This window comes from Pedobacter hiemivivus (genome assembly GCF_005144565.1).
Classification (GTDB): domain Bacteria; phylum Bacteroidota; class Bacteroidia; order Sphingobacteriales; family Sphingobacteriaceae; genus Pedobacter; species Pedobacter hiemivivus.
In genome coordinates, this window is the sequence record NZ_SWDX01000008.1 from 161537 (window position 1) to 176137 (window position 14601).

The 14601-nt window shown below is 40.5% G+C and carries 11 protein-coding genes; 6 read left to right on the forward strand and 5 right to left on the reverse strand.

Annotation, left to right across the window (positions count from 1 at the left end; translation table 11 throughout):
* Positions 1-16: 16 nt before the first annotated feature.
* From FBD94_RS19445 to ruvX, 4 genes are read right to left on the reverse strand one after another with little or no spacing between them, the layout of a single operon-like run.
* Positions 17-928 (reverse strand): glucosaminidase domain-containing protein, encoded by a 912-nt coding sequence (locus tag FBD94_RS19445; protein WP_136881426.1) that lies wholly within the window; start codon positions 926-928, stop codon positions 17-19.
* Positions 928-1608, reverse strand: a complete 681-nt coding sequence (locus FBD94_RS19450) for a glucosaminidase domain-containing protein (RefSeq protein WP_136881427.1) — start codon at positions 1606-1608, stop codon at positions 928-930. Before FBD94_RS19450 ends, FBD94_RS19445 begins: the two co-directional genes overlap by 1 nt.
* A 3-nt stretch (positions 1609-1611) precedes the next feature.
* Positions 1612-2247, reverse strand: coding sequence for an O-methyltransferase (locus FBD94_RS19455; RefSeq protein WP_136881428.1), 636 nt, complete (start codon positions 2245-2247; stop codon positions 1612-1614).
* Positions 2244-2660, reverse strand: a complete 417-nt coding sequence (gene ruvX, locus FBD94_RS19460) for a Holliday junction resolvase RuvX (protein ID WP_131610116.1) — start codon at positions 2658-2660, stop codon at positions 2244-2246. The genes FBD94_RS19455 and ruvX overlap by 4 nt, the downstream gene beginning before the upstream one ends.
* A gap of 210 nt (positions 2661-2870) precedes the next feature.
* On the opposite strand from ruvX, the gene FBD94_RS19465 reads away from it, so the two are divergent.
* From FBD94_RS19465 to FBD94_RS19475, 3 genes are read left to right on the forward strand one after another with little or no spacing between them, the layout of a single operon-like run.
* Positions 2871-4019, forward strand: coding sequence for a DNA polymerase III subunit (locus tag FBD94_RS19465; protein ID WP_136881429.1), 1149 nt, complete (start codon positions 2871-2873; stop codon positions 4017-4019).
* Between the two features lie 2 nt (positions 4020-4021).
* Positions 4022-5488: a PSP1 domain-containing protein gene (locus tag FBD94_RS19470; protein WP_169472359.1), complete on the forward strand. Its 1467-nt coding sequence runs from the start codon at positions 4022-4024 to the stop codon at positions 5486-5488.
* The gene (locus FBD94_RS19475; protein ID WP_136881430.1) at positions 5481-5951 is read left to right on the forward strand and encodes a gliding motility lipoprotein GldH; all 471 of its coding nucleotides are present in this window, start codon (positions 5481-5483) and stop codon (positions 5949-5951) included. Before FBD94_RS19470 ends, FBD94_RS19475 begins: the two co-directional genes overlap by 8 nt.
* On the opposite strand, the gene FBD94_RS19480 is transcribed toward FBD94_RS19475, so the two are convergent.
* The gene (locus FBD94_RS19480) at positions 5952-7253 is read right to left on the reverse strand and encodes a UDP-N-acetylmuramoyl-tripeptide--D-alanyl-D-alanine ligase (RefSeq protein WP_136881431.1); all 1302 of its coding nucleotides are present in this window, start codon (positions 7251-7253) and stop codon (positions 5952-5954) included.
* A 91-nt stretch (positions 7254-7344) separates the two neighbouring features.
* Between FBD94_RS19480 and FBD94_RS19485 the strand changes: the two genes are divergently transcribed.
* The 3 genes from FBD94_RS19485 to FBD94_RS19495 all read left to right on the forward strand — a co-directional run bounded on the left by FBD94_RS19485 (position 7345) and on the right by FBD94_RS19495 (position 14548).
* Entirely contained in the window at positions 7345-9831 is a 2487-nt protein-coding gene (locus tag FBD94_RS19485; protein ID WP_136881432.1) for a M14 family metallopeptidase, read from the forward strand.
* 98 nt (positions 9832-9929) lie between these two features.
* A complete protein-coding gene (locus tag FBD94_RS19490; protein WP_136881433.1) occupies positions 9930-13172 on the forward strand; it encodes a SusC/RagA family TonB-linked outer membrane protein in 3243 nt (1080 codons plus the stop codon).
* 20 nt (positions 13173-13192) lie between these two features.
* On the forward strand, positions 13193-14548 hold the full coding sequence (locus FBD94_RS19495; RefSeq protein ID WP_136881434.1) for a SusD/RagB family nutrient-binding outer membrane lipoprotein: 1356 nt from the start codon (positions 13193-13195) through the stop codon (positions 14546-14548).
* Positions 14549-14601 lie beyond the last annotated feature (53 nt).

Below are 14601 nucleotides of genomic sequence, written 5' to 3' on the forward strand. Positions count from 1 at the left end.
TAAATAATCATTAACATTATTTAACTAAGATGAGTTTTTGACCTATTTTAATTCCGACGTCGCTAAGATCGTTTAGCGTTTTTAAAGTATCAATGCTTACATTAAATCTTTTGGAAATGCCATAAAGCGTATCACCTTGTTTAACTGTGTAAGAGCCCGGTTTAAATATCGGTGCGGTATTGCTTTCGGCATGGGCGCTATCTGTGACTGTGGGGGTAGAAATCCTTAAGGTATCAGGAGTTTTCATCACCTGTTTTGAAGGTGGAGTAACCACTGGTGTAAATTTCTTTTTCTCGTTAGGGATGTTGGCATTGATCTCAGAAAAGACCTTGTCTTCTCTTTTAATTTTGTCCTTTTCAGATTCTGGGGAATCGTATTGGTAAAGCTGGTACCTATCAATCACACTAATCAGCATAGCCGGATATTTAGGATTAGTCGCATAACCAGCCTGTTTTAAGCCCAAAGCCCAGTTTTTATAATCATTCTTGTCCAGCTCAAATAAAGCACTGTAACGCTTTCTTTTTAAAAATTCAGAATGGTCTTTGTAGGATTCCCGGGCATCCTTATAAACTCTAAAGCAATCATCAACTTTGTCATCATCCTTATAATAACCTTTTCCTTTCCAATCAGAGGTACATTTAATACCGAAATGGTTGTTGGCATATTTGGCCAGACTGCTGTTGCCGCTTCCAGATTCTATGATGCCCTGAGCCAGGGTAATACTTGCCGGGATGCCATTCTTGTTCATTTCCTCAATGGCAACAGTTTTAAAAGATTCAATATAATTGAGGGTAGTATATGATTTAGCATCAGGATTGGCCTTGTTGGCGGCTTTTTCTATTTGTTTATTGTTGTGACTGTATTTTCTGGACTTACAGGCGCTAAAAAATGCAAGGGCTAGTAATGCTAATAATATTTTATTGTTCATTATAATTTGAGTTTTTGTCCGGGTTTAATGGCGTGGCTTTTTAAACCGTTCTTTTTCATAATTGCTGCTGGAGTTGTACGGCGTGCTTTTGCAATGTTGTGCAGGTTGTCTCCACGCTTAACCGTATATATTTTCGAGGAAGAAGTCTTGCGTTTGCTTGATGGGGTAGGTTTTGCGGTAATAGGCTCTATGTAGTCGTCCGGCCGCTCATCGTATTGCACCAGGTTGTTCTTTTTAATGATGCCAATAATTTGTGAAGCCCAGGTGCGACTTCTGGCATATCCACCGCGTTGGATCCCTTTGGCCCAGTTCCGATAATCGTATTGGTCATATTTGTCAAACAGACCGTTAAAGGAACCTCTACTTTTCAGAAAATCTAAAAAATGGGCGTAAGATTCACTTACAGCGGGGTAATCGCGATATGAAGATCGGATTTCGGTATTGCTATTTGGGCCCTTAATTCCGAAATGGTTGTTCAGGTATCGGGCGATTTTGCTAGTTCCGGCAGCCGATTCATGAATGGCAACAGCCAGAATAACGCTGGCAGGAATTTTATACTCACGCATCAACTCTTGCGCATGCGCTGCATAGTTATTGATGTAATCTTCGATGGTTTGCGCATTGGCGCTAAAAGTAAAGCAGGTTAGGAATAGCCAGATATATAATGCCTTTTTAATCATACTTTATTTTTTTCTGATGACAAACAAGCCATCCCTAACCGGGAGGATGAGTTTTTCTACCCTTCTGTCTGCCAAAGCCTTATCGTTAAATGTCGTAATATTTTTAGTGTCCTTGTCTGGGTTGCTGTTCAATACTTTTCCACTCCACAGTACATTATCCACAATGATCAGTCCACCAGGTCTTACCCTGTCGAAAATCAGGTCGTAGTAAGTGCTATTGTTCTTTTTGTCTGCATCAATAAAAACCAGGTCAAAGGTTTCGTTTAATGCATTGATGGTTTCATTGGCATCACCCAGGATGTATTTTATTTTATCATTGTATGTTGATTGAGCAAAATTATTAAGGACCATTTCTTCCAGTTCTTCGTTTTTGTCTAGTGTGTAAATGAGTCCATTCTCAGTTAGCCCTTCGGCCAAACAAAGTGTAGCATAACCGGTAAAAGTACCAATCTCGAGGATTCTGTTTGGGCTAACCATTTTGCTCAGCATGCTCAATACACGACCCTGATAATGTCCGGAAAGCATTCTAGGCATCAAAACCTTCAGATTCGTTTCCCGATCTATCTTTTGCAGTAGTTCAGTTTCAGGGTCACAAAAGTTGAGCAGCAATTGCTGCATGTCGTCATTAATTAAGCTCATAAACGTTGGGTTTCCATAAAATATTGCAAAATTATGGTTGCTGATATGGTGTCTACTCTTTCTTTGTTCCGTCGATCTTGCTTTTTTAACCCGCTTTGCATAATGGTTTGATGGGCAAGTTTAGAGGTAAATCGCTCATCAATCCAGTGTTGGGGGATATTTGGAAAGGTCTTTTTTAATGTTGTAGAAAAACCCTTCACATGCTGTGCTGAATCTGAGGGAGAGCCATCCATTTGTTTCGGATCACCCAAAACAAAGGCCTCTACCTGTTCGGTTAACATGTATTTTTTCAAATATTCTATAATATCTTTAGGATGTATGGTGTCCAGTCCGGTTGCAATAATTTGCAAAGGGTCGGTAACGGCTATACCGATACGCTTGGTTCCATAATCAAAAGCAATAATTCTGGGCATGTGGGCAAAGATAAGTAATTTCCTAAAGGGTTATAAAAAGGTCTCTTTTTGTCTGAGCTGTGTAAAGGTCGTGTTCTGTCAGGATAGTAAAAGAAAACTACTACACAGCCTAGACAAAATCCGACCAGAGTGCAGGTTTTGTCCATGTCTAAAGTGTCAAATTGGTGGGACAGTATATCCAAGTCTTAAAAAATTGTTATTTTGCACCAAATGCAATTTAAAGAAATCGTAGGTCAGGAGAATATAAAGCGGCAATTGATACAAACAGTTGCCGAGAACAGGATTAGTCATGCCCAGTTGTTTCTATCAAGCGATGGTAGTGGCGCTTTGGCTTTGGCCATTGCTTATGCCCAATACATCAACTGTTTAGATAAGCAGGCCGATGATAGTTGTGGTGTATGTTCCTCATGCCGTAAATACGAAAGATATATTCATCCCGATTTGCATTTTTCTTATCCATTCTTTGCTTCAAAAGATGTAAAAACAACAGTTGATGTGTTGGAAGAGTGGAGAAGTATGTTGCTGGCAGATGCCTATTTTGATATGGACATTTGGCGATCTAAGCTAAGTGCAGAGAACAAACAGGCAAATATTAACATTGCCGAGTGTCATGACATCATAAAAAAATTAAGCTATAAAGCTTTTGAGGCAGAGACAAAGGTGCTGATTATGTGGTTGCCAGAGTACCTGGATAAAGAAGGCAATTCGCTACTTAAAATTATCGAAGAACCGCCTCAAAATACTTTGTTTATTCTGGTTGCCAATAATCAGGAACAAATCCTTTCCACCCTTTTGTCGCGTACGCAAATTGTCAAAATACCAAAGCTTTCTCATGCAACGGTTGAGCATTATTTGATGGATGGACATGGTTTGTCAGAAAATCAGGCGACAGAGTATAGCTTTCTGGCAGATGGGAATTTAATTGAGGCGAAATCGCTGGTGGCCAATACACACAACGACAATGCGGATAAGTTTGCCGAGTGGTTGCGGATGGGCTATGGAAATCGGGTGCTCGACTTAACCGCTTTTGTAGAGCAGGCTGCAACTTGGGGAAGAGAGAATCAAAAGAACTTTTTAAAATATGGAATCAGCTTTTTACGTGAGTGCAGTTTGTTGCTTAGCGGGGCTGATGATTTGGTGAAATTGCCTGTCAGGGCACTAGAAACCGCTAAAAAATTATCAACGCATGTATTAGATCTGAACATGGCGGATGCCATTATCTCGGAATTGGAAAAGGCTCATTATCACATAGAACGAAATGCGAACCCTAAAATTCTGTTTTTAGATGTATCTTTACAATTGGTAAAAATAATTAAGTTTAAAACGTTCCCGAAAGGGACTCAACATATATACAATTAATTATGGGATGTGGAAGTTGTTCTACAGGTGGCGGTTGCGCCCCCGCAGGCTGCAAAAGTAATGGCTCTTGCCTTACTGGCGGATGCGGAAAAATGGAAGTTTACGATTGGCTGTCGAATTTGGACATGCCCTCAAATTATAAGCCTTTTCAGGTAATAGAAGTTAAATTTAAAGGTGCAAGGAAAGAATTCTTTGTAAATAATGATAACATTTATCTTGAAATTGGCGAGCTGGTAGCGGTTGAAGGACCAACTGGCGGCTACGATATCGGGCACGTATCACTTACTGGCGAATTGGTAAGAATGCAGATGAAACGCAGGAAAACCGCGATAGATCAGGTGACTCGGAAAATTTACAGGAAAGCTACTGAAGCTGATGTAGAGAAGTGGAAAATCGCGAAGGGAATGGAATGGGAAACCATGCATAAAGCCCGTACACTCGCATTAGATTTACGCTTGTCTATGAAAATTAGCGATGTAGATTACCAAGGTGATAAGACCAAAGCAACCTTCTTTTACACTGCCGAGGGCAGAGTAGATTTTAGAGAGTTGATTAAAAAAATGGCCGAAACTTTCCGGATCAGAATTGAAATGCGCCAGATTGGTATGCGTCAGGAAGCTGGTAGATTGGGTGGAATTGGATCTTGTGGAAGGGAATTGTGCTGCTCTACCTGGTTAACGAACTTTAAAACTGTGTCTACAGCTGCCGCAAGATATCAGAACTTATCCTTAAATACATTAAAACTGGCCGGACAATGCGGTAAGCTGAAATGCTGCTTAAACTATGAGCTGGATACTTATTTGGATGCGCTTAAGGATATTCCTGACCGTGTGGATAGTTTGCAGACTGAAGTTGGGGTGGCCAGACACCAAAAAACGGATATTTTTAAGAAGTTAATGTGGTTTAGTTATCCGAATATGGAAGACTGGATTCCTTTAAAAGTTGACCGTGTGAAAGAGATCATGGCGATGAATAAAAAGGGACAGAAACCTAATAACCTTAAAGAAGAGGCTGTTGAATTGGTTTCTACGGCTGTAATTGATAAGATTCCGGATTATGAAAATGTAGTTGGACAGGATAGTTTGACACGTTTGGATGATAAGCCGAGAAATAAAGGCAACAAAAACAACAATAACCGAAATAACAATCAGAACCGTAGTAAAAACAACGCAGAGCGTTCGGATAGGCCTGATAAGGTAAAACAACCACAACAGGCACAGAAGCAGCCACAGCAGGGACAGAAAGCTCCGCAACAGGCAAAAAATAAGCCTGATGTAGCTAAGAAAGAAAATGTCCCAGGACAGGTTCAATCTAAAGCACCGCAACCAAAGGCTAAAGTAGCTGGTGTACAGGAAGGGCAACCTAATGCTGCGCAGCCTACAGAAGGACAACCTGCGGCTAAAAAGAACAATCGAAATAGGAACAATAACCGCAGAAAGAAGCCAACGGATAAGCCTAAAGATGAATAATCGTAGATTTTTACTTTTGTTTTCGATCGTTTTAACCTTGTTGTTTAGCGGTTGCGATACCAATATTATTGAAGATAGTAATCATGCCATGCCTTCACGTAACTGGAGTTATGCCGATAAGGTGAAGATCGTGGTTGATATTACAGACAGTAGTAAGCCTTATAATATATACTTTAAATTAAGGCATACTGCTGACTATAGATATTCGAATATTTTTGTCCTGCTGAATGTAAAAGGCGGACAAAAAAAGCGCAGTAGACGTTACGAGTTTAAGTTGGCACAGCCCGATGGGCAGTGGAATGGATCGGGCTCCGGAAATCTATATACTTATGTTTTTCCGTTGCTAACTCAGTTTAAATTCCCGGAGCCGGGAAGGTATGAGCTAGAGCTAGAGCAGAATATGCGTGATAATCCCCTTAAAGAAATAAGCGACGTCGGAATAAAGGTGTCGCAGGCAAATTAGTTAAAGCAGCGGTAATAGCTGCTCTAATGCCATTCCCCGTGATCCTTTTAACAGGACAAGGCTATTGTTTATTGGATTCTCCTTTAAAAAAGTTTGAGCTTCTGCAGGTGTGCTAAAGAAATGTCCTTTATTGGCTTGTTTTGCTTCTGAAAAATGATGGCCAATAAAGATTAAGGTGTTTATTGGTAGTTTTTCCGCTTGTTCAATGATGAGTTGATGTTGTGCTGGAGATTCTTGTCCCAATTCAAACATATCCCCAATAATGATCGTTTTATTGTCGCTACTTAAAAGTTCTATATTTTTAAGTGCTGCGGCCATGCTACTTGGGTTGGCGTTGTAAAAGTCGCAGATAACCGTATTGGTAGCTGTTTTAGTGATCTGGGAGCGGTTATTGTTCGGCAGGTATCCCGATAAGCCAGCATTAATTTGATCGGGACTGACCTCGAAAAATTGCCCAATAACGATTGCGGCCAGTATGTTTTCAAAGTTATAGGCACCGGTTAAATGTACTTCAGTATTAAATGATTCGGCATTGTTGGTCCAGGAAAGTTCAATAAATGGATCGGATTTGAGTAGTTTTCCTGATACGGTGTTATTAGCTTCTGTGCCATAATAGATTACTTTGTTTAGCATAGCCTTTTCACTCATCTCCATTATATAAGGATTATCCCTGTTGATGAAAGCCGTGCCATCCTGACTTTTTAGATAAGCAAACAACTCTGCTTTTCCCTTTTTCACACCTTCAAAGCCTCCAAATCCATCTAAATGGGCCATGCCTATGTTGGTGATCAAACCGTGGGTAGGTTGTGCGATATCGCATAAAAACTCAATTTCCTTTTGATGGTTAGCGCCCATCTCTATAACCGCTATCTCTGTTTTCGAAGTAAGGGAAAGGATAGAAAGTGGTACGCCGATATGGTTGTTTAAGTTTCCTTTGGTCGCAAAACTTGTGTATTTCTGAGCAAGCACGGCATTGATCAACTCTTTGGTGGTGGTTTTTCCGTTGCTTCCTGTTAAGCCAATTACAGGGATGTTTAGTTGATTGCGATGGTGTTTGGCCAAATCCTGCAAGGCGGTTAAAACATCAGACACTAATATACAGCGTTCATCTGTTTGGTAATTTTCATCGTCAATAATGGCATAAGCTGCACCCTGACTTATGGCTTGTGCAGCAAATGTATTCGCATCAAATTTATCGCCTTTAAGGGCAAAAAATAGGCAACCATCGGTAATGTTCCTCGTATCTGTACATATCGTTGAATGTTGAAGGAAGTGCTGATATAAGGAATTGATGGTGGCCATATGTTAAATTGATGAAATGAAGCTGTAAAATTACACTATGAAAGAGAAACAAAAAAGATTCTTTAGTACTTTAGGTATATAAATTCCTCAGATGAAATACTTTCTGCTTCCATTTCTGTTTTTAACGTTGGAGTTTGGGGTTGTAAAAGCTCAGGTAAGGTCGCCCGATGAGTTTTTGGGTTATACTTTAGGAAGCCGATTTACGCCATTGGATAAGGTATTGGATTATTATAAATATCTGGGTAAAACAGCGCGGAATGTAAAGGTTGTCGGTTACGGGAAGAGCTATGAGGGGCGTGAATTATTGGTAGGCATTGTGTCTGCCAAGGAAAATATGGATAAACTGGAGCAGATCAGGGCAAATAATCTGAGCCTGAGCAATGGGCAGAAAATATCTGGGAAGTCGATTAAGCAGCCGGCTATATTGTGGCTAAGCTATAATGTGCATGGTAATGAGGCTAGTTCCACTGAAACAGCCATAAAAATGATGTATGCGCTTGTAGAAGCTAAAAGTTCGAATATTCAGGAGTGGCTAAGGAATACGGTGGTTATTATCGACCCGTGTTTAAATCCAGATGGCAGGGAGCGATATTTAAGTTATTTTAATAGTGTTGCGGGTATAAAGCCTAATCCTAACCCATTGGCCAGAGAGCATTTGGAGCTATGGCCGGGAGGTCGATCGAATCATTATTATTTCGATTTGAACCGCGACTGGGCCTGGCAATCACAAATTGAAACGCAGCAACGATTGGCTTTGTATCACGACTGGATGCCTGAGGTACATGTGGATTTCCATGAGCAAAACTACAATGAGCCTTATTATTTTGCGCCAGCTGCGGAGCCTATTCATCAAGATATTACAGCTTGGCAAAGGGCGTTTCAGGTTACAGTTGGGAAAAATAATGCAAAATACTTTGATCAGAAGGGCTGGAAATATTTTACAAAGGAGCAGTTTGATCTGTTGTACCCTTCTTATGGTGATACCTATCCCTTGTATAATGGAGCCATAGGGATGACTTATGAGCAGGGTGGGATCGGTGCTGGGCTAGCGGTGGTTACGATTGATGGGGATACACTGACTTTAAAGGACCGGATAGATCATCATTTTGTGGCTGGAATGGCCACCTTGGAGACGGTCTCGAAAAATGCAGAGCGCTTAGTGGATGAATTTAGAAAGTATTTTGAGAATGCCAGAGTTATATCTCCTGGGGGTTTTATGAGCTATGTGGTAAAAGGACAAAGTTTGGGTAAACTAAAGCGTTTGGCTGTATTGTTAAAGCGGAATAATGTAGACTTTGCTTTTGGTGGTGATGCGGCTGCAGAAGGTTATCATTATGAAACGGGAAAGGTAGAGCCTTTCAAGATAGAACGGAATGATTTAATTGTAAATCTGGATCAGCCAGCGGCCGTATTGGCAAATGTGCTTTTTGAACCGCAAACAAAAGTAAGCGACTCCAATACTTATGACATTACGGCCTGGGCCTTGCCCTATGCTTATGGTTTAAATGCTTATGCGGTTAAATCGATAATTAAAGGGAAATATCAATTTTTGGAAGATCCAAACCCTGCTTTGAGTAAAGTACAGAAGCCGTACGCCTGGCTTTTGCCTTGGGGCTCTGTTGAGGATGCAAAGGTATTGATCGCGTTACAGAAGGTTGGGATAAAGGTTCGGATGGCAGAAGAAGGCTTTGCTGTTGGTGGAATTAGCTATCCAATTGGATCGTTATTGGTTTATCGATCCGAAAATGAAAAGCTTGTGAAGGAATTATCGGCCAAAATCGTGGAGGTACAGAAGCATTTAAAGGTGTTTTTTTATACGGTTAATGGCGGCTCAGTCGATAAGGGTAAGGACTTTGGCTCTTCGGTATATCCGGTATTGCCGGTGCCAAAAGTGGCCGTGGTTGCCAGTGCTGAAGCTAATGCTCAAAATTTGGGAGAGGTATGGCACTTTTTTGAACAAGAGTTAGGTTATCCCATAACGATGATCAGTTTGGATGACGTTGGGGTATTGGATATTAATAAGATAAATACGTTAATCTTGCCTGATGGCGCATATGGGGATAACATCAATGAAAAAACTCAGGATTGGGTTAAGGCTGGTGGAAAACTGATTTTGATGGAAGATGCCATATTGAGCGTTGTAGGGAAGAAACCTTTTGACATTCAAAGGAAAACATATTTTAAGGATGAACTCTCTGTCGAAGTTGCCGCGAAATACCAGAGTAGGAGGCAGACTAATTTATCGAATGCTATTCCGGGGGCAATTTTTAAAGTGGAGTTGGATCGGAGCCATCCGATTTCTGCAGGATTAGGCAATTATTATTATACACTGAAGACCGACGAAAGGTTGTATGAATTTCTTAGCCGAGGTTGGAATACAGGAGTTTTAAAATCGGATAGTTATGTTGCGGGTATTGCCGGTGAAGGTGTGCTTAAAAAACTTGAGGGTGGGATGTTGTTTGGTGTGCAACCTGAGGGTAAAGGAGTGATCATATATCTCGGAGCGAGTGTCCTTTTCCGTTCTTTTTGGGAAAATGGAAAACAAATGTTTGCTAATGCTATTTTCTTAGTGAATTAGAATTTTTCTGCATTTAAACAGGTAGAAAATCAATAAAAACTTTTTTATGGTTGTTCTGTTAATATGCTATTAGCTAACTAACTAAATTCTAATTCATCATGAAAAAACTCATACAAAGTTTGTTCATTTTAGTGTTCGTAGTGGGAACTGCTATGGCACAAGATCGAACAATTACGGGTACAGTTACAGGGAAAGATGACGGACTTCCGATTCCGGGCGTTTCAGTAAAAGTGGTTGGAACTACAATCGGTACCTCAACAGATGCAGATGGTAAATATGCTGTCAAGATCGCATCAGGATCGGCTTCACTTGAATTTTCTTCTCTTGGTTATGTTCGACAGGTGTTGCCTGTAGGTTCATTGAGTGTTGTGAATGCAATTCTGGCTACTGATGCGAAATTATTAGGCGAGGTTGTGGTTACTGCTTTAGGTATTAAGCGTGAAGTAAGGGCGCTGGGTTATTCTGCTCAAAGTGTTAAAGGAGATGATTTGACAAAAACAGACCAGGGAGATGTCTTGAAATCTCTTTCCGGTAAAATTGCCGGCGTGCAGGTTACTTCTTCATCAGGTACCCCCGGTTCTTCCAGTTATATTCAGTTAAGGGGTGCTAATTCATTAACAGGGAATAATCAGCCTCTGTTTGTGATTGACGGAAGTCCGATTGATAATTCTCAAAATTACTCTGGAGATCCTTCGGATGAGAAGAATAATTTATTGCAGGGAGCCTCTAATTCCAATAGGGGGGCAGATATTGATCCGAATGATATCGAAAGTATAACGGTTCTGAAAGGTCCAGCTGCTGCGGCTATTTATGGTATAGATGCTGCGAATGGCGCGATTGTTATTACGACCAAAAGAGGTAAGGCAGGTAAAATTCAGGTAGATTTTAATACGGGCGTTTCGTTTGACGCAGTAAATCGTTACCCGGGGTTACAAGATCAATGGGTTAAAGGTTCTGGAGGTGTTATTGCCCCTTTTTCTTCAACTAATCGTTATTCATGGGGTCCCCATGTAAGGGATGTATCCTGGGATGGAAATGCTAATGAGTACGATGTTCATGGCAATGTTGTTTTAAATACAGACCCTACAGCTAAAACCCCTTTCGTTCCTTATGATAATCTAAGAAACTTCTTTAGAACAGGTTCTACTTTTAGCAATTCTGTTGCAGTGAGTGGTGGAAATGAAACGGCTACTTATAGAGCATCGATAAGTAATGCCTATTCTAATTCAATTGTTCCATTGCAAAATTTTCAGCGTACAACGGTTTCTTTTGCTGGTGATCTAAAGATATCGGAGAAACTTAAGTTGGCCACTAGCATGACTTATATAACCAGCGATGGAAATATGCCTCAGCAGGGTAGTAATTTATCTGGTATCATGTTGGGATTAACCAGAACGCCTATATCTTTTGATAACTCTAACGGAGCGACAAAAGCTGATGATCCAAAAGCTTTTTTATTTAGCGATGGTTTACAGCGTTCTTATCGAAACGGAATTTATGATAATCCATATTGGACAATCAATAATAACCCGTACAAAACTTTGTTAAACAGGTTGATGGGTAATTTGCAATTGGACTATAATATTGGAAATGGATTTAGTGCAACATATAGAGGTGGTTTGGATACTTATAATGACAATCGTCATCAGTATTATGAAATTCAATCCGGTGCATTTAGTGGAGGAAGAATCTTTGATGATCGGTTCACTTATAGAAGCATAAACTCCGATCTGATATTTAGTTATACAAAGGAACTTAGTGATAATTGGCGTTTTGATGGAAAAGTAGGTGGTAACCTTTACAATAGGAAGCTAGATGAACTTTATGTTCAGGGAGATGGTTTAGTGGCACCAGGATTTGACAATATATATAACGCGAGTACATTGAAGTCTGCGAATTTCGTAACACCCTATCGGAAAGGCGGGATCTATTATGATCTTAACTTCTCTTACAAAAATATGTTGTTTATAGAGACTACAGGTAGAAATGACTGGACTTCTACATTGCCAAAGGGTAAGAACTCTTTCTTCTATCCTTCTGCGAACGTGAGTTTTGTGTTCTCTGAGCTTGAAAGTATAAAGGGGGGAGCGCTAAGTTTAGGTAAGTTTAGAGCATCAATCGCTCAGGTGGGTAAAGATCCCGGACCATTTCTACTGAATTCTTACTACGTGCCAACTACATTTCCGGATGGTTATACTAGTGGTATCTCATTCCCGTCAAATGGTATTGGGTCGTTTGGTTTAGATAATGTATTGGGGAATCCGGATTTAAAGCCTGAAAAGACCATTGCTTACGAATTAGGAGCTCAATTGCAGTTCTTTAATAATCGTTTAGGTATGGATTTGACCGTTTATTATAGTAAAGGAGAGGATCTAATCGTTCAGGCTCCGGTTCCAGGCTCTTCTGGGTATCAATTTGTGACCTTAAATTCAGGTTCTATCAGGAATCGTGGTTTGGAGTTACAGCTTACCGGTACCCCTATTAAGAATACGGAATTTGAATGGTCTTCATTCCTGAATTTTAGCATGAACAGAAGTAAAGTGTTGGAGTTAGCCCCCGGTGTAAATCAGATTACACTTAATGGCTTTACGGGGACAGTTATTGCTCAATTGCCGGGGATGCAAGCGGGGGTGATCTATGGTTACGGCTATAGTGATGATGGTAACGGTAATATAATTATTGATGATCGGGATAACGTAGGTTATCCGCTAACAAATACAAATGTTCAGAAACAAATTGGTAATCCTAACCCTAAATTCTTGATGGGCTTTGGTAATACTTTCACCTATAAAGGTGTTTCCTTGTATACATTGATAGACTGGAAATTTAAAGGAGATCTTTGGAATGGCACAAGAGGTTCGTTGGCAGCTATAGGTACATCAGATTTGACCAATAATAGAGGGACGATGAAGCAATTTCCCGGTGTTTTTGGGCATATGAATGAAAATGGGGATTTGGTGCATTTTGATGGAGCCGGAAATGAAGTTGCAGGAGCAGGTGGCATCAATTCGATGAGTGTTCCTTTGGATGAGGCTTGGTATTTAGGAGATGGAGGTGGTTTTGGGAACTTAAATGAAGCCTTTATTGAAGATGCGTCTTTTATTAAATTAAGGGAGGTTGCGTTGAGCTACAATTTTTCTAAACTATTTAATAAAGATGGAAAGCAATTTGTTAAAGGATTGACGGCTGGTGTTTTTGCCAGAAATATAATTATTTGGACACCATATCACGGGATTGACCCCGAAACTAGTTTGACGGGAGCAACGAGTTCGCAAGGAATGGACTATTTTAATAATCCTGGAACGGCGAGTTATGGTCTTAACCTGAAGTTTAAGTTTTAATCTGTCCTAAAATTTCGAATATGAAACTTTTAAGTATAAATAGAATAACAAGAACAGGATTAATCCTGCTTATCGGGACCATGGGTCTGATTACTTCTTGTAAAAAGGGTTATTTTTATGAAGGGATTAATGATGATCCCTCAGAACTTAAGAACCCTGTGCCTTCGAGTCTTTTGCCGGGAATTATACAATCAACCGGATATGTGTGGGGTGGTGATGCATCCAGGTTTGTCTCGCTTTTTATGCAACAGACAACTGGTGCGGCAAATCAATCGGTATCGGCAAGCCGCTACGCTGTTTCTCCAGATGATGTAGATAATATGTGGACTGCCGGCTTGTATGGTGGGGGAATTATGAATAATACCTATGCTATGATTAATTCGGCTAATTCATTGAAACAAGGGCATTATGCTGCCGTAGGTAAAGTGATGATGGCGAATAACCTCGGTCTTACTACTGATCTTTGGGGTGATGTTCCATATAGTGAAGCTTTTAAGGGACTTGCTGTCTTGCAGCCGAAATATGATACGCAGCAACAAATTTATGCAGCTATTGATCAGTTGCTTAGTGAAGCTATAGCTAGTCTAGGTGCTACGGATGGCAGCCAGTTTCAGCCTGGAGCAGATGATCTTTTATTCAAAGGTGATTTAGCCAAATGGCTAAGATTTGCGCATTCATTAAGAGCGAAATTCTATCTGCATCAAGGAAAGATAGACAGGTCTAATTATGATAAGGCGCTCTTAGAGATTCCTAATGGATTTTTACCCGGTGAAACAGCCTCAATATTGTATGCGGGAACCAGTTTACCGACACAAGGTCCGTGGTTTCAGTTTAACGATCAGCGGGGAGATATTTCTTTTACCGGATATATTTATGATTCAATGGGGGCTGCTTCAGATCCGCGGTTGGATGTGTATAGCGATGGGGCTGAGGGCTTAGGTCCTTTGTATGGAAGTGCAAATTCTCCTGTGGTATTGATGAGTTATGATGAATTGAGGTTTATAGAGGCCGAATGTCATTTCCAAAAAGCCGCACAAAATAGGGGTGCTTCGGCTGCGGCTTATAATGCAGCGGTGACAGCGAATTTGTTAAGGACAATTGACGATGCAAGTTATGCAGCAACAGTTGCAAAAACTGCAGGAAATATTACACTTGCTGATATTATGAGCCAAAAATATGTGGCCTTATTTTTAAATCCTGAGGTTTGGGCTGACTGGAGGAGAACGGGTGTTCCGGCATTGGTTGCGCCAGCTGGTAGTGCTCTCGGAGGGGCATTGCCACGCTCCTTGCTTTATCCTTCGGGAGAGCAAAGGAATAATTCTAATTCTCCGAAAAACACGAGTATGTTAAAACGTGTTTGGTGGGATGTTCCTTAGTGATTAAAAACTTCAAATTATATTAAAAAGGCAGGATATTAATTCTGCCTTTT